This window comes from Arthrobacter sp. ERGS1:01 (genome assembly GCF_001281315.1).
GTDB lineage: Bacteria > Actinomycetota > Actinomycetes > Actinomycetales > Micrococcaceae > Specibacter.
The window spans coordinates 2,381,947-2,398,435 of record NZ_CP012479.1 but is presented as its reverse complement, the minus strand read 5'-3'; the positions used below and the strand labels follow the sequence as shown (position 1 = coordinate 2,398,435).

General features: G+C 68.1%; 12 protein-coding genes. 8 read left to right on the top strand and 4 right to left on the bottom strand.

What is annotated here, in order from left to right; all coding sequences use genetic code 11:
* Positions 1–187 precede the first annotated feature (187 nt).
* A complete protein-coding gene (smc, locus tag AL755_RS14815; RefSeq protein ID WP_192841620.1) occupies positions 188–3,820 on the top strand; it encodes a chromosome segregation protein SMC in 3,633 nt (1,210 codons plus the stop codon).
* Positions 3,821–3,856: 36 nt separating this feature from the next.
* Here smc and AL755_RS14810 read toward each other — a convergent pair whose 3' ends face one another.
* Together AL755_RS14810 and AL755_RS14805 are read right to left on the bottom strand one after the other, a co-directional pair.
* Positions 3,857–4,318 (bottom strand): GNAT family N-acetyltransferase, encoded by a 462-nt coding sequence (locus AL755_RS14810; RefSeq protein WP_237762728.1) that lies wholly within the window; start codon positions 4,316–4,318, stop codon positions 3,857–3,859.
* Between the two features lie 91 nt (positions 4,319–4,409).
* A complete protein-coding gene (locus tag AL755_RS14805; protein WP_054011664.1) occupies positions 4,410–6,362 on the bottom strand; it encodes an FAD/NAD(P)-binding protein in 1,953 nt (650 codons plus the stop codon).
* A gap of 307 nt (positions 6,363–6,669) precedes the next feature.
* On the opposite strand from AL755_RS14805, the gene AL755_RS14800 reads away from it, so the two are divergent.
* The 7 genes from AL755_RS14800 to AL755_RS14770 are packed head-to-tail and all read left to right on the top strand — an operon-like array spanning position 6,670 to position 14,215.
* Positions 6,670–7,803, top strand: coding sequence for an amino acid ABC transporter permease (locus AL755_RS14800; RefSeq protein WP_237762492.1), 1,134 nt, complete (start codon positions 6,670–6,672; stop codon positions 7,801–7,803).
* Positions 7,800–8,606, top strand: coding sequence for an amino acid ABC transporter ATP-binding protein (locus tag AL755_RS14795; protein ID WP_054011663.1), 807 nt, complete (start codon positions 7,800–7,802; stop codon positions 8,604–8,606). The genes AL755_RS14800 and AL755_RS14795 overlap by 4 nt, the downstream gene beginning before the upstream one ends.
* Positions 8,607–8,618: 12 nt before the next feature.
* Positions 8,619–9,632 (top strand): ABC transporter substrate-binding protein, encoded by a 1,014-nt coding sequence (locus AL755_RS14790; protein WP_054011662.1) that lies wholly within the window; start codon positions 8,619–8,621, stop codon positions 9,630–9,632.
* Positions 9,629–10,795 (top strand): LLM class flavin-dependent oxidoreductase, encoded by a 1,167-nt coding sequence (locus tag AL755_RS14785; protein ID WP_054011661.1) that lies wholly within the window; start codon positions 9,629–9,631, stop codon positions 10,793–10,795. The genes AL755_RS14790 and AL755_RS14785 overlap by 4 nt, the downstream gene beginning before the upstream one ends.
* A complete protein-coding gene (locus AL755_RS14780; protein WP_054011660.1) occupies positions 10,773–11,612 on the top strand; it encodes a DUF1684 domain-containing protein in 840 nt (279 codons plus the stop codon). Before AL755_RS14785 ends, AL755_RS14780 begins: the two co-directional genes overlap by 23 nt.
* Entirely contained in the window at positions 11,609–12,757 is a 1,149-nt protein-coding gene (locus AL755_RS14775; protein WP_054011659.1) for an LLM class flavin-dependent oxidoreductase, read from the top strand. Before AL755_RS14780 ends, AL755_RS14775 begins: the two co-directional genes overlap by 4 nt.
* A gap of 12 nt (positions 12,758–12,769) precedes the next feature.
* Positions 12,770–14,215, top strand: coding sequence for an NtaA/DmoA family FMN-dependent monooxygenase (locus AL755_RS14770; protein ID WP_054011658.1), 1,446 nt, complete (start codon positions 12,770–12,772; stop codon positions 14,213–14,215).
* 152 nt (positions 14,216–14,367) lie between these two features.
* Here the strand turns inward: AL755_RS14770 and AL755_RS14765 are convergent, their stop codons facing one another.
* Both AL755_RS14765 and AL755_RS14760 read right to left on the bottom strand, forming a co-directional pair.
* Complete coding sequence (locus AL755_RS14765) at positions 14,368–15,147, bottom strand: CPBP family intramembrane glutamic endopeptidase (RefSeq protein ID WP_054011657.1); 780 nt, start codon at positions 15,145–15,147, stop codon at positions 14,368–14,370.
* 179 nt (positions 15,148–15,326) lie between these two features.
* A complete protein-coding gene (locus AL755_RS14760; RefSeq protein WP_054011656.1) occupies positions 15,327–16,298 on the bottom strand; it encodes an ABC transporter substrate-binding protein in 972 nt (323 codons plus the stop codon).
* Positions 16,299–16,489: the final 191 nt, after the last annotated feature.

Here is a 16,489-nt window from a genome sequence, read left to right as displayed (position 1 = left end):
CGATCGGGGGTATGGCATGCCAATGTCCCCGTCTCGGCATCAAGCATCAACCTTAACTATGCACCTTGCACGGGTGTTCCCGCACATGCGCCATGCCGTATACATGTGCCCGGCAGCCGGGGCGATCATCGATTCCACGGTAGATTAGGCTGGTGTTAGCGGTCCCGTCGCAGGAGTATGAAACAGTTTGCATCTTAAAAGTCTGACCGTGCGCGGCTTTAAGTCGTTCGCCTCGGCCACCACCTTCGACTTTGAACCGGGTGTGACGGCCGTGGTGGGCCCCAACGGCTCGGGCAAGTCCAATGTGGTTGACGCGCTGGCCTGGGTCATGGGCGAACAAGGTGCAAAAACGCTCCGCGGCGGCAAGATGGAGGACGTCATCTTCGCCGGGACCTCGGGCCGCCCTCCGCTGGGCCGGGCCCATGTGGCGCTGACCATCGACAACGCCGACGGCGCCCTGCCGATCGAATACTCCGAGGTCACCATCTCCCGGACCCTGTTCCGCACGGGCGGCTCCGAGTACGCCATCAACGGCACCGGCTGCCGGCTCCTGGACATCCAGGAACTCTTGTCCGACTCCGGGCTGGGCAAGGAAATGCACGTGATCGTCGGTCAGGGGCAGCTGGACAAGGTGCTCCATGCCACCGCCGAGGACCGGCGCGGCTTCATCGAGGAAGCCGCCGGAATCCTCAAGCACCGCCGCCGCAAGGAAAAGACGCTGCGCAAGCTGGATGCAATGTCCGCCAACCTGGCCCGGCTCAGCGACCTGACGGGGGAGATCCGCCGCCAACTGGCACCCCTGGGCAAGCAGGCCGCCGTGGCCCGCCGTGCACAGGCCGTCCAGTTCGACGTTCGCGACGCCAGGGCACGCCTGCTGGCCGATGACATCGTGACCCTTACGAACGCCGTCGAAAAGGACGTTGCGGATGAACGGGCATTGAAGGCCCGACGCGAACAGGTGGAGGCCGAGTTGCAGGCCGGCCGGGCCCGGCAGGCGGATCTTGAACAACTCGCCGCGGCCGCCACGCCCGTGCTCAATGCCGCCCGGGAAAACTGGTACCAGCTTTCTGCAACGGCGGAAAAGTACAAGTCGATGGCCGTGCTGGCCGCCGAACGCCACCGCCACCTGGGCGCCGCGGACGCCGTCCCCGATCCCAGCCGGGACCCCGACAAGCTGGCGGGGCAGGCCCAGCGCCTGCGGGACGAGGAAGCCGAACTGGACCTGGCGCTGGAGGAACGGCGCTTCGGGCTGGAAGCGGCCGTCGAAATCAAGGAAGACGCCGAATCGGCCGTACGCGCCGAGGAACAGCGCGTCCGTGAGCTCCTGCGCGCCACCGCCGACCGCCGCGAGGGCCTGGCCAAGCTGGCCGGCCAGGTCGCCTCGGTGCGTTCCCGCGTGGAATCGGCGGAGGCGGAAATCGGCCGCCTGCACCAGAGCAAGGCCGCCGGCACCGAGCGGCACGGCGCAGCCGCACGCGAGTTCGCGGCCCTTGAATCCCAGGTGGCCGGCGTCGAGGAGGGCGAGGAGCGCCTGGACGCCGACTACGAGGAGGCGGTCGAGGCCCTGGCGGCCATCGATGCCACCATTGCCGAACTGTCCGCGGCGCAGCTCGCCGCGGACCGGGAACGCGATTCGCTCACGGCCCGCCGCGACGCCCTGGCCGTCGGGCTGCTCCGCAAGGATGCCTCGGCCCACCTGCTCGCCTCGGACCAGCCGGGCGTGCTGAGCTCCGTTGCCGAACTGCTGACCGTTGCGGCGGGTCACGAGAGCGCGATTGCCGCCGCCCTGGGCGCCGCGGCGGAGGGCGTGGCCATGGCCGATTCCGCCTCCGCCCTGGCCGCGCTGGAACGGGTGAAGAACGACGACGGCGGCCGGGTCACCCTGCTCGTGACCGGCGACTCAGGAACCGCCACCCCGGCTTCGGGAGCCCCGCTGGCGGCCGAGGTTGCCGACGCTGTGGGCAGGGTGGACGGCGCCGTGGCGGCACTCTCCCAGGTCAGCGGACCCGACAGTGTCGCGGCCGTGCTGGACGCACTGCTTGACGGCGTCGTGCTGGTCCCCGACCTTGCCGCAGCCGCAACCCTGCTGGCCGGGCATCCGCGGCTGACCGCCGTCACGGCCGACGGCGACGTGCTGAGCGCCTTCTCGGTGCGCGGTGGCTCGGCCACCGCGCCGTCGCTGCTGGAACTGCAGGCCGCCGTCGACGAGACGGACGCGCAGCTGCTGGCCGTGACGGCCGAACGCGAACGGTTGCGTTTTGCCCTGGTCGCGGCAACGGCGCAACGTGCCGGGGCCGCGGCGGCGGAATCTGCGGCGCTTGCCGCACTGCACGACTCCGATGCCCGGCTGGCCGCCGTGGCGGAACGATTGGGCACGCTCGGAGCCACCCTGCGATCGGCCGCGGGGGAGTCCGAACGCCATACCCAGGCCCTGGCCGTCGCTGCTGCCAACCTGGAACGCGAACAACAGTCCCTCACAGAAATCGCCGCCCGGCTGGCCGCCGCACAGGATGCCCCGGCGGACGCCGAGCCGTCCATGGACGACCGCGACACGCTTGCCGCGGCTGCCACTGCGGCCCGAGCCGTGGAAATGGAATCCCGGCTGTCGCTGCGCAGCACCGAGGAACAGCTCGTGGCCGTGCGAAACCGTGCCGCGGCACTCGAACGGGCGGCGGCCACCGAGCGCATGGCCCGCGAACAGGCGGCCCAACGGGCCCGGCGTCGGGCCTTCCAGGCGAAGAAGGCGGCCGCAGTGGCGGCAGCAGCCGGGCACATCCTGCACTTTGTCCAGGCCTCGATCGAGCTGGCCGGGCAGGAACGCGACACCGCCGAGGAGGAGCGCGCCGAACGGGAGGTGGCGCTCATGGCGGTCCGCGCCACCACCGTGGAGCTGGCCGCGGAACTGGCCACCCTGACCGATTCCGTGCACAAGGATGAACTGGCCCGGGCGGCCCAGCGGCTGCGCATCGAAGCGTTGGAAAACAAGTCCATCGAGGAACTCGGGCTCACCGTGGACCACCTCATCACCGAATACGGACCCGACACCCTGGTTCCCTTGGGCCCGGGCGAGGTGACGGACAAGTGGGCGGCCCTGCGCGTGGAGGTCGACGACGACGGCGCCGAGATCCGCGAGGGAACCCCGTTTGTTCGGGCCGAACAGGAAAAGCGGCTCAAGCGTGCCGAGCGCGACCTGGCCGCCTTGGGCAAGGTCAACCCCTTGGCGCTGGAGGAATTTGCGGCCCTGGAGGAACGCCACCAGTTCCTGTCCAGCCAGCTGGAGGACCTGAAATCCAGCCGCAAGGACCTGATGGACATCATCAAGGAAGTCGACAAGCGCGTCGAGGAGGTCTTCACCTCCGCCTACGCCGACACGGCCGTGCAGTTCGAGCGGGTCTTTGGCCGGCTGTTCCCGGGAGGGGAGGGACGGCTGGTGCTCACCGACCCGTCCGACATGCTCACCACGGGCATCGAGGTGGAGGCACGCCCGGCCGGCAAGAAGATCAAGCGGCTGTCCCTGCTCTCCGGCGGCGAACGCTCGCTGACGGCCGTGGCGCTGCTCGTGGCCATCTTCAAGGCCCGGCCGTCGCCGTTCTATGTCATGGACGAGGTGGAGGCGGCCCTGGACGATACCAACCTGGGCCGGCTCATCACCATCTTCGAGGAACTGCGCGAATCCAGCCAGCTCATCATCATCACGCACCAAAAACGCACCATGGACGTGGCCGACGCCCTCTACGGCGTCTCAATGCGCGGCGACGGCGTCTCCACCGTGATCAGCCAGCGGATGGACCACGCCGCCGCCCCAACTGTGGCGCAGTAGTTGCTCATTCCGCGGGGTTTTTCAGCAACAAGTGCGTCATAGTTGGGGAAGGGGCTTCGTAAACGCCAGGAACGGCAGCGTGGCCGGATCGGCGTCGACGTCGAACAGCGGCTGGTACCCGGTGTTCAGGTACAGCGCCCTCGCCTCGGGCTGGCGCGGACCCGTGGTCAGGTACACCTCCGTGTAGCCAAGCGCCGCGGCGGCGGCCTCCAATTCCACCAGCACCCGCCGGGCCAGGCCGCGGCGGCGGTGGTCCGTGTGCGTCCAGATCCGTTTGAACTCCGCCGTGCCGGGCGAATGGCGGCGGAACGCGCCACCCGCCACGGACTGGCCGTGTTCTTCGAGGATGATCAGGGCGCCGTGCGGTGCCGCGAATTCGTGCGCCGGGTACTTGTTCAACTCCTTGACCGCCGATCCCGGGCCGAACAGGTCCGCGTAGCGGCTTTCGTATTCGACGGCGAGCTGGTCAAGCAGAGGCCGGACGCGAGGATCGTGCATGGGCAGGGACAGGACGGTCACCTCCGTATTTTCCCGGCGGGTGTCCTCCCTGTGTAGGTCTTCGCTGTGCAGCTCTTCCCTGGGCGCGGTTTCAAGGGGCATGGCTGGGGTTCCTTCCGATCAGGGCGGGTTGCGGGGTGGTTTCCTGGCGTGCCGCAAGGCTTTGCAGCACGGTGCGGGCCAGGGCGTCGTTTTCGCGGAACGGCGCCGCGTTGCTGTTGGGGCGGGCAAAGGCACCGGATCCCCAGGCCGAGGTGCCCGGCCCGACGGCGAAGATGTGCTGCTGCGGTTCGCCACGGGGTCCCACCACGTTGCGGGTGGGTGTCACCAGCAGCCGGCCCGTGGCGACGGTGCCGTCGGCCGTGAGCAGTTGTTGCTCGCTCACCTGGCCGGCGGCGTGGAGATTCGCCAGCACCGGATTGGCCGAGCGTACCACCGTGGGCTCGGGCAGCCGGGCCTCGATGAACGCCTTGGCACGCACCTCCCCGGCCACCTGCGCGGACGTCGCCACAAAATCTCCCGTGGCTTCATCGACGGCCACGGCAAGCCCGGGGCCCAGGAAATGCAGCAGCCCGGCCCGGTGAAGGGCCTGGATTTGGCGCAGCCGGTGCGGGGGCGGGCCCGAGTCGACGAAGCTGAAGAAGCCGTGCCACCAGCCGTGCACCGCCGCCTGGGACGCGGCGCTGAGCCGTTCGGCGGGGACCAGGGCGCCCAAATTCATGTACGCCGTCAGGAGTCCCAGGAACAGGGCCAGCGTCTCGGGGTGGTCCCCGCCGTCGCGCACGCGCAGGTCGTTCGCGATGTGCGCGGACACCGCCTCCTGGACTGCGGCGTTGTTGGCGAACTGCCGGCCGGCCAACGGATGGTCAAGGTGTTCGAAGTCCAGCCGCAGTGCGGGATCCGGCACGGCGCCGTCCACGAGGGAAACGCGTTCCGGGGCGTACCAGTCCAGGGCCTCGAAACGGTGGGAGAACTCCTCCCACCCCAGGCTGACCCGTTCCGGGCTGCCCGTGAACAGCTCACGGTAGTACGCGTGGGCGGCGTCCTTGGCGATGAGCGGCCACAACTGGGTGTGGAAGTCGAGCTCGCCGTGCGTGGACAGCAGGGCGTCCACGGCGTCCCTGGTGAAGAACCGCGGCGCGCCCGGCGCCTCGCCGCGCAGTGTGGCGGTGATCTTTGAGTGGTACGGCACGCCGCGGCGTGATCCGGCCCAGAGCCGAGGTTCGGCGCCGGAGGGCACATAGCGCAGTTCGCCGTCGTCGTGCTCGTCAAAGCGCCCGCCCCGGCCCTCCATGAGCAGCACCACCAGGTCCACGAACGCCAGTCCCATGCCGGAGACAATCACGTCGGATCCCGGGGCAAGGGCGCCGTAGTCGACGTCCGTCGTGTAGGCGGGGGCCGCATGGAAGCCGCCGTGCCGGGCCGCAAACGCGGACCACTCGGCGGAGCGGCCGTCAGCCTCGGCGTCAGTGTGGCCCACGGCCAGCACGACGACGTCGGCCGGGACAGTGGCGCCCCCGGCCAGCCGGACCAGCCGACGGCCCTCGGGCGAATGGTCGTCCGAGATGCCAAAGGCGGTGTCCTTGTGGATCGTGACCTCGGCGTGCGGGGCCAGCGCGGCCACGGCCCGGCGGAAGAACCACTCCAGGTAGGCGCTGTTGAGGCGGCGGGTGGGGAACGATTCCGGACTCAACGCCACAGCCTCCGCGAGCAGTTCCGGGGACAGCGCCGGGGCGTTGGCCAGGGTGCCGGCAGCCACCGAGGCGGCCCAGGCGGCCAGGTCCGGGCCGTCCGCGGCGGGGCCCTCGCACACCACGGATGCATCGGTGAACATGGTCACGTCGCCGGCCGTGGAGTTGAGCATGAGCGATGCATTTTGTTCGTAGCGCCAAATCCGCCCCGAACCGGGAGTGAACGGCTCCACCACATGGATCTGGAGCGGCCCCGCCAGGAGGTCCGGCGCGTTGGCGCCCAGGCGTTCCAGCAGACCGGCCGTGCGCGGGCCGCCGCCAACAAAAACCACTGTTGGGGTGTGTGCGTTCATGGTGTCTCCTGGATTTGCCGGTTGCTTGTTCTAGAGGTCCCGTTGCGGATTCCGGCCCGTGTCCGGGAACCCGTCACACGACGGTGGGAGTCCCCATGCTAGGCAGCCGTGGACGGCCTTTCACAGGCGCCGGTCATGCCCGTTCACCCCGCGTCACGGCGGGTCAATGAAGGCAAAAAACCGACATATGACGCCGTGCGACCGATGGTGACGCAGTGCAACGGCCGCCTTGGAACGGTCCCGTTCCGGCACCTAGATTTGCAGCCATCGAACAACCGAACATCCATTGGAAGAAGCGAGGTGGCACATGAGCGCTACATCAACAGACAGCGCTGCGGCAACGAACAGCGTTGCAACAACGGGGGGTGCCCAGGTGACGGACCCGCCGGCTCCCGGCATCGGTGCCGGTCCAGTTGCCGGCGCAGGCTCCGGCACGGACCATCCTGGCGACGAGGCACGGGACCTCGGCACGCCAACCCGGCCCGGCCCCAACCACAGAGGAACCAACTCCACAGGCCCCATCTCCACGGCCACCGACTACACGGGCTACCGGCTGGTCGCCGCGAAACACCCGTGGCGCTGGGTGGGCACCGTGGTGGTCGCCCTGGGCGTGGCCGCCATCGCATGGTCGCTGGCCACCAACCCGCGCTGGGAATGGGGCGTCTTGGCGGAATGGTTCACGGCCGAATCCGTGCTGCGCGGACTGGGCGAAACCCTGAAGCTGACGGTCATCGCCGGCACCCTCGGATTTGTCCTGGGATTCGTGCTGGCCCTCATGCGGCTCTCCGCGTCGCCGTTGCTGGTCTCGGTCTCCTGGACGTTCTCCTGGATCTTCCGGTCCACCCCGCTGCTGGTGCAAATGCTGCTCTGGTACAACCTGGGCTACCTGTACGAGAAGGTCAGCCTCGGCATCCCGTTCACCAGCATCAACTTCTTCGAGGTGCAGACCACCACGCTGATCAGCCAATTCGCGGCCGCCGTCCTGGGCCTGACCCTGAACCAGGCAGCCTACTCGGCTGAGATCATCCGCGGCGGCATCCTCTCCGTGGACCAGGGCCAGTTGGAGGCCGCGTCCGCACTGGGCATCCCGGCCTGGCGCCGGTCCACCCGGATCGTGCTGCCGCAGGCCATGCGATCCATCCTGCCCACGGCGTTCAACGAGATCATCGGCCTGGTCAAGGGCACCTCCATCGTGTACGTGCTGGCCTATTCGGAGCTGTTCTACACGGTCCAGGTCATCTACAACCGCACCCAGCAAGTCCTGCCGCTGCTGCTCGTGGCCACGCTCTGGTACATCGTGATCACGTCCGTGCTGAGCGTCTTCCAGTACTACATCGAACGGCACTACGCCAAGGGCGCGGTGCGGACACTGCCGCTGACCCCGCTGCAAAAGGCCCGGAAGTTCTTCACCCTCCGCACCACCGTTAGGGACCTGCGATGACCATCACCGAAACCCGCCCCGCAACCCGCGGCCTGGTCGAAATCACCGACATCCACAAGAGCTACGGTGCCGTGGAAGTGCTCAAGGGCGTGTCCCTGACCGTGCAGCCTGGTGGCGTGGCCGTCATCGTGGGCCCCTCCGGATCCGGCAAGTCCACGCTGCTGCGCACCATCAACCACCTGGAAAAGGTCGATTCCGGCTACATCACCATCGACGGCGCCCTGGTCGGGTACCGGCAGCGCGGGCACACCCTGCATGAGCTCCGCGAAAAGGAGATCCTCAAGCAGCGCACCGAGATCGGCATGGTGTTCCAGAACTTCAACCTGTTCCCGCACCTGACGGCGCTGGAGAACGTGGTGGAGGCGCCCGTCGTGGCGCAGGGCAAATCCAAGGCCGAGGCCCGCCGCCGCGGCCTGGAACTCCTGGACCGGGTGGGGTTGAAGGACCGTGCCGGCGCCTACCCCCGCCAGCTCTCCGGCGGCCAGCAGCAGCGCGTGGCCATCGCCCGCGCGCTGGCCCTGGACCCGAAGATCCTGCTCTTCGACGAGCCCACCTCCGCCCTTGACCCCGAACTCGTCAACGAGGTCCTGGACGTCATCCGCGAACTGGCCACCTCCGGCACCACGCTGGTCATCGTCACCCACGAGATGGGCTTTGCCCGCGACGTGGCCGACACTGTGATCTTCATGGACCAGGGCCGGATCGTGGAGCGCGGCACCCCGGCGGAGGTCTTCGGCAACCCCCAGGAGGAACGCACCAAGAGCTTCCTCTCCAAAATCATCGAACCAGCTTTCAACATCTAAGGACCACACCCCATGACTGATCTCTTCCCGCGCCGCCCGCGCCTGCGCAGCAAAACCGGACTACCCGCCGTCGTCCTCACCACGGCACTTGCCGCGGCGGCACTGCTGAGCGGCTGCTCCGACCCCGGCGCACAGGCTTCCATCAACCAGCCGACGACGGCGGCACGCAACGGTGTGGTCTACAACAGCTCCCCGAACCAGGACAGGATCCGCGACCAGAAAGACCCGGCCGCGGCAGCAAAAGTCCCGGCGGCCATCTCCAAGGACGGTGCGCTCACGGTGGGCACCACGGCCGGCTCCGTGCCGCTGAGCTACTACGCAACCGACAACAAGACCCCCATCGGCTCGGAGATCGACATCGCCCAGCTGGTGGCGGACAAGCTCGGCCTGAAATTGGACGTCCAGGTCACCTCGTGGGAGAACTGGCCGTTGAAGACCCAGTCGGGGGACTTCGAGGCCGTGTTCTCCAACGTCGGCATCAACAAGGACCGGGTCAAGCTGTTCGACTTCTCCAGCTACCGGGCCGCGTTCATGGGCTTCGAGGCCAAGAGCACCGCCACCTATGACATCAAGGGTGCCGAGGACATCTCCGGGCTGAAGATTTCCGTTGGCTCGGGCACCAACCAGGAGAAGATCCTGCTGGCCTGGAACAAGCAACTCGAGGCGGAGGGCAAGAAGCCGGCCGTGCTGCAGTATTACTCCTCCGACGCAGACACCATCCTGGCCCTCGCCTCCGGGCGGACCGACCTCAACCTGGCCCCGTACCCGTCCGCCGTGTACCTGGCCAACACCCGCACCGACCTGAAGATCGTGGGCAAGGTCAATGCCGGCTGGCCGAACGAGACCCTCGTTGCCGCCGTCACGCTCAAGGGCAACGGCCTGGCCCCGGCCATCACCGACGCCCTGAACTCCGCCATCAAGGACGGTTCCTACGCGAAGGTTCTGGCGCGCTGGGGCCTCACGGATGAAGCCGTCCCGGCCGCCACCACCGTCAATGAAGCCAATTACACGCCGGGTGCCAAGTGAAATTCCAGGTCCTTGACATCATCCCGCACCTGAAAAACCCGGTGACGGGGGAGATCGTCTCCACCGCCGACCGGCTCAACCAGGTGGTGCGGACCGCCCGCCTGGCCGAGGAACTGGGTTACGACAGTTTCTCGGTGGGGGAGCGCCACGCGGGGGAGTTCATCTCCTCCTCGCCCACCACGGTGCTGGCCGCCATCGCCGCGGTGACTTCCACCATCCGGCTGCAAAGCGGTGTCACCGTGCTCTCGGTGCTGGACCCCGTCCGGGTGGCGGAGGACTATGCCACGATCGACCAGCTCAGCCGGGGACGGCTGGAATTGGTCATCGGCAAGGGCAACGAGGTGCTCCAGTACCCGCTCTTCGGGCTGTCCCTGGATGACCAGTGGGAGCTGCTCGCGGAAAAGTACGGGCTCCTGCGCCGCCTGTGGCGGGAAGGGGACGTCACGTGGTCCGGGCGCTTCCGGTCCCCGTTGACGGAGCCAACGACGACGACGCCGCGCCCCTTCGCCGGGGCGCCGCGCGTCTGGCACGGCTCGGCCACGTCCCTGGCGTCCGCCGCACTCGCAGCCCTGTGGGGAGACCCCCTGTTCACGGCGAACGCCATCCAGCCGCGGGAGAACTACAAGGTGCTGATCGACCATTATTGCGAGGAATATGCGCGGCACGGCCACGATCCCCGGCACCAGTATCTGGGTTCGGGCAGCGGGGCCGGCGGCGTGTTCCTGGCGGACACCACCCAGGAGGCCAAACGCCAGTTCGGCCCCGTCTACGAGGCGCTGACGTCTGGCCGGAACGTGCCCGGCAACAATTCGCCATACCGGGACATCGACCACGCCGTGGCCGAAGGACCCGCCCTGGTGGGCAGCCCCGAGCAAGTCATCGACAAGATCCTGGGCTATCACGCCCTGTACGGCCACGACCTCCAGTCCATCTCGCTGCCCACCACGCTGCCGTTCGAGCAGCAGCTGGAGCTGTTGGAACGTTTCGCCACCGACGTCATCCCGGCCGTCCGGGTCGCCGCCCCCACCACCCTGTGGGAGCCCGGGGACCCCTACGCCGGACGCCCCGCCTTTGCCGGCGCCCGGGAAGCGGACGCCGCCACCATCATCGCCACCGACCACGCCAACCATAGGAGCAACCATGTCCTTGCACACATCCACTGAAACCCGGGCGGACACCTTCGCCACCGACTGGCAGCACTGGCACGCCAACCATGAGCACCTGCGCAGCGACCCCCACGGCTTCCTGGCCGTCACCGAGCTGCATTGGCTGGGGACCGAGGCCACGGCGCTCGCCGGCGCGCCGGGCACCTGGCGGGTGGAGGACGACGTCGTGCGCGTCGCCTTGGGCGAGGGGGACAGCCTGCGCCGCGACGGCGTGGAACTGAACACCGGCACCGGCGAACTCGCCTTCGGACCCATCGCGGAGCGCGACGGCTTCAACCTTGGCTACGGCGAGACCGTGCTGGAACTGGCCAAGCGAGGCGGCGAGTACATCCTGCGCCCGCGGGACCCTGCGAACGCGCTGCTGCGCAACTACCAAGGCACGCCCGCCTACGCCCCGGATGAAGGGTTTGCGGTGCCGGCCCGCTATGAGCCGTTCCGGCAGCCGCGCGAGACCACGGTGGGTGCCGCCGTCGAAGGCATCCACCACGTCTATCAGGCCCCCGGCCAGCTCCGATTCCGGCTCGGCGGACAGGAACAATCACTCACCGTGTTCAACGGGCACGCCCCCGGCACGTTCACCGTGCTGTTCACCGACGCCACCTCCGGGGTGACCACCTACGCGGCCAACCGCTCGCTGACGTTCTCCGCCCCGGAGACCGGCGGACCCGTTGTGCTGGACTTCAACCGGGCCGTGAACCTGCCATGCGCCTACACGGACCTGGCCACCTGCCCGCTGCCACCGGCGGAGAACCACCTCACGGTGGCCGTCGAGGCCGGCGAAAAGACCCCGCTTGAGCGCGAGGGCTCCCTGTGAGCGCCGGCGATCAGGCCCGGGCGGGCTTCCTGGCCCTGGAGCTCGACGGCGACGGCGCCCATCCGGCCGCCTGGCGGGCCGCCCGGCACGCGCCGGCGGACCTCCTGACGGGGGAGCGCGTCCGCTCCACCGTGCTGGCGGCGGAATCCGCGGGCTTCCACGTGGCGACGTTCTCCGACGGGCCCCTGTCTCCGGGTGGTGGCGCTGATATTGGGGGGCGCCTCGATGCGGTGCAGCGGGCCGCGTTCGCCGGACCGCTGACCCGCAGCATCGTGCTGGTCCCGGAGGTCGACACCGTCTACACCGAACCGTTCCATGTAGCCACCCAGCTGGCCAGCCTCGACTACGTCTCCGGGGGGCGCGCCGGCTGGCTGGTCGCCGCCGGCGGCACCGAACGGGAGGGGGCCGCCGTCGGACGGGACATTGTGGACGGTGCGGCGCTGGCACTGGAGGCCGCGGCGTCCGTTGAGGTCAGCCGACGCCTGTGGGACAGCTGGGAGGACGACGCCGTGATCCGCGACGTCGAGACCGGCCGATACCTTGACGTGGACAAGCTCCACTACGCCGACTTTGAAACCGGCGAGGACTTTCCCGGCGCTGGATATTCGGTCAAGGGTCCGGCCATCATTCCGCGCCCGCTGCAGGGGCAGCTGCCGGTGCTCGCGCCCGCAGGCTTGGTGGCGACCGGGCTCGCCGCGGACAATTCTGCGGCCGGGATCGACGCCGTCCTGATTTCCGCACCGTCACTGGGACAACTGGCCGCCGCGGTGGACAACCTCCGCGAACGTTCCGAGGGTGCCGTGGCGGTCATCGCCGAGATCGACGTGGTGCTGGACGCCCGCGGCCAAAGCGCCGCCGAACGCGTGGCCCAACTGGACGCCCACACCCCGTGGCACAGTACCCGGGCCCGCTACACCGGTGACGCCGCCGGCCTGGTGGAGCTGCTTGCCGACGTGTTGGCCAAGGCCGACGGCGTCCGCCTGCACCCGGCAGTGCTGGACGTGGACCTGGATGAGCTGTCCCGGCTTGTCCTGCCCGAACTGCGCAGGCGCGGCGCGCTGGCCCCCGTGGTTCCGGATGCCACGTTCCGGGAGCTGCTGGGACTGGGCCGCCCGGCCAACCGCTACGCAAGCGTCGGAAACTAGGAGGAGAGCGACATGAGCGAAAACCAAGAGATCGGCCACGGCTTCAAGCCCAGTGGCCAACTGCAATTCGGCATCTTCTTCCAGGGCGTCAACTCCGGCACCATCTGGAAAGCCCCGGAGTCCGGCTCGCAAACCGAGTTCGATTCCTTCCGCCGGCTCGCCCAGACGGCAGAGCGGGGACTGTTCGCGGCCTTCTTCCTCGGCGAGGGGCTGCGGCTGCGTGAACACCTGGGCCGGCCCCACGCGCTGGACGTGGCCGGCCGCCCCGACGCCCAGACCATGCTGGCCGCGCTCGCGGGCGTGACCAATAAGATCGGGCTCGTGGCCACGCAGAACACCACCTACAACGACCCCGCCCACCTGGCCCACCGGCTCTCGAGCCTTGACCTGATTTCCGGTGGGCGGGCGGCGTGGAACGTGGTCACCACGGACAATGCCTGGACGGGGGCCAACTTCCGCCGCGGCGGCTACCTCGACCACGCCGATCGGTACACCCACGCGGAGGCGTTCGTGGAGACCGCGAAACGGATCTGGGACGCCTGGGACGGCCATGCCATTTCCGGTTCCGAGACGGCCCCGGCCTGGCAGGCACCCGGCTCGGTCCGGCGCGTTCGCCACGACGGCCGGCACTATAGCGTGGATTACACGCCGCGGCTGCCGCGCAGCGCCCAGTACCGCCCCGTGCTATTCCAGGCCGGGGACTCGCCGGAGGGGCGCGACTTTGCGGCCCGCCAGGCCGACGTCATCTTCTCCGCCCATCCGGCCTACGACGGCGCCGTGGCCTTCCGCCGCGACATCGTGGCCAGGACCGTGCGGGCCGGACGCGGTGCCAACGATGTGAAGATCATGCCGGCGAGCGAGTTCATCCTCGCGGCCACGCCGTCGGAGGCCCTGGAGAAGAAGGAGTGGGTCCGCAGCCTGCAGATCGGCCCGGAGCAGGCCCTCGCCTACCTTGAGCAGTTCTGGGGCAGGGAGCTGTCCGGCTACGACCCCGACGGGCCGCTGCCGGAGATTGACCCCGTGGTGGTTGAGACCTCGGAGACCAGGGGCAGCGGTTTTCACGGGGCGAAGGCCCGCCAGCTCGCCGACCAGTGGCGGGCGGAGGCGAAAGACAAGGGGCAATCGATCCGGCAATTCGTCTCCGGCAAGACGAGCAGGGTCGACGCCACGTTCACCGGCTCCTACACGGATGTTGCCGATACCCTGGCCCGCTACGCCCAGACGGGTGCGGTGGACGGCTTCAACATCTCGCCGTGGCTGGTTCCCAGCGGCCTGGATGAGATCGTGAACCACCTGGTGCCCGAGCTGCAGGAACGCGGCGTGTACCCGACGGAGTACGCCGGGCACACGCTGCGCGAACACTTGGGCCTGCCGGTGCCGGTGCGGTCTCGGGAGGCTGACGACGATGCCGCCGGCGGCCTCAAACTGGAACTGGCCGTGGGGCAGCAACAACTGTAGGGACATCGCAGGAGGGATGGGCTCCGCCCCACCACCCCCGACGCCGTATCACTTTTGGCAGCTTTTCCGCCAACGCTTGTGCAGCGATTGCACAGGCGTTGACGGGAAATGCACCAAAAGTGATACGGCGTCTGAGTTGGCGGCGGGTGCTGTCAGTGGGCGGCCGCGGCGGAACCCACGAGGGCGATCGTGAAGATGGTCCAGTCGTTCAGGACGTGCGCACCGAGTGACACGAGGATGTTCTTGGTCCTGATGTAGGCGAGGGTCAGGACCAGCCGGGCTGCTCCGATCACAAGGAATGCTTGCGCAAAGTTCCAGCCATAGGTGGGCAGATGGGCCGCGCCGAACCAAGCCGCCGTGATCAGCCAGGCAAGGATGACCGAGGTGTTCCTGGAAAGCTTCGCCTTGGTGAAGAGCAGGTACATGACGGCGAGGAACGGCAGGATCGTGAAGAGCTCCTCGCCGAGGAGCTGGACGCCGGTGCCCACATAAAAAGAGATGATCTGGGCCGGGCCGCCGTCGAGGAGTCCGTTGGTTGCCGGGTTGGCATTGGCGCCGAAAATGGCCATGACAACGAGGCCGACGATTCCTGAGACCGCAAGGTTCAGGAGCCAGAAGAAGACCATGTTCAGGTAGTCGGCGGGGGCCAGTTTCTTGAACAATGCTTTCCAATGGTGTCCCGTGAAAGCCACCAGCGCCGCGAGCGGAATGGCCGCGAACAGGAAGCGGGGAACGAGCGCCTGGAGGTCATTGGCGGCCGGGTAGAACATCAGGGCCGCGATGCCGGCAACGCAGGCCAGGACCAGTACTCCCCATTTCCAGCCGGCCATATCAACGGGGCTGCCGTTGTAGTACGGGAATTCCCGGCCATCGGCGCGTTCCATCAGGCGCCCAAACCTTTGTTGGCGCTGTGTGGTTGTCTCGGATGCCATCAAGGCTCCTCAAAAGGGGTCTCGGTGATGCGGCCGCGGCCTTCTTGCCGGCAGACTCTTGCTGCAAAACTACTCGACGCGCGCCAGGGGAATCCAGCGAATGGGGGAAATGCAGACGGCCGGGTAGGGACTTTTCCCACCCGGCCATCGGTTCCCGCAGCACGGTTCCCAAAGCGCAGTTAGCTCTTGGGCAGCCCCGGCGGGTTCAGCTCGGATTCCTTGACCGCTTCCTCGGACAGGCCCCAGCGGGCCAGGATCTTCGCGTAGCTGCCATCCTCGATCAGGTGGTTCAGGCCGGCCTGCGCGGCGGCGGCCAGCCCGTTGCCCTTCTTCGTGGTGACGGCGATGTTTGCCTTCAACGGCCAGCCGCCGTCCACGAGGCCCACGAGCTTCGTCTTTTCATCCGTGGCCGCCTTGTACGCTGCCGTTGCGTTGGGCCCGAACGTCAGGTCGGCACGGCCGGACTGCAGGGCCAGTGTGGAGGCTGAGTCGTCGTCGTAGTACTGGAAATCGACCGGCGCCAGGCCGTTCTTGCGGTTCTCCTTGTCCCAGGCGAGCAGGATCGCCTCCTGGTTGGTGCCGGATCCCACGATGATCTTCTTGCCGGCCACATCCGGGGCGGACTCAACCTTGGTGATGGGGCTGTCCGCCTTGGCATAGAACCCCAGCTTGTCCTCCCGGTAGCTGGCAAAGTCGAACTTGAGCTTGCGCTCCTCGGTGACCGTCACGTTGGAGATGACGGCCTCGTACTTGCCGGACCCCACGCCCAGCGGCCAGTCCGCCCACGCCGTCGGCACGATGTCCGGCTGCAGTCCCAGCGATTGGGCCAGAGCGACGGCGATATCCACCTCATTGCCGACGGGCGTCTTGTTGTCGGTGGCGTATACGGCCAGCGGGGCGGCGAAGGGGCTGACCGCCACCGTCAGTTTGCCGTCCTTCTTGATGTCCGCAGGCACCAAAGCGGCCGCCGCCGGGTCAACGGTCACGGGCACCCGGTCCTGATTCGGGGACAGGTTGAACACCTTGCCCCCGGACGTGGTGGACGGTTCGGGGGCGGCGCTGGCGGAGGGATCGGAGCAGGCCGCCAGGCCCAACAGTGTGGTTGCCGCCAGGGCGACGGTCAGGGCTGATTTTGCGGTGAGACGTGTCATGGTTTCCTCTGCGAATCGGTGGAGCATTGATGGTGATGCCAGCAACTATCCGGCAGTGGGCAAACCGGATCCAAAGCGCCGGAAACCCGCGGATACACGGGGTAACGGCCGTTCGTGGGGAGTATCGCGGAGACACAAAATGGCCCTCGCAGCCGCGGTTTTCCTGCTGCGAGGGGGCGGAACATTACGGT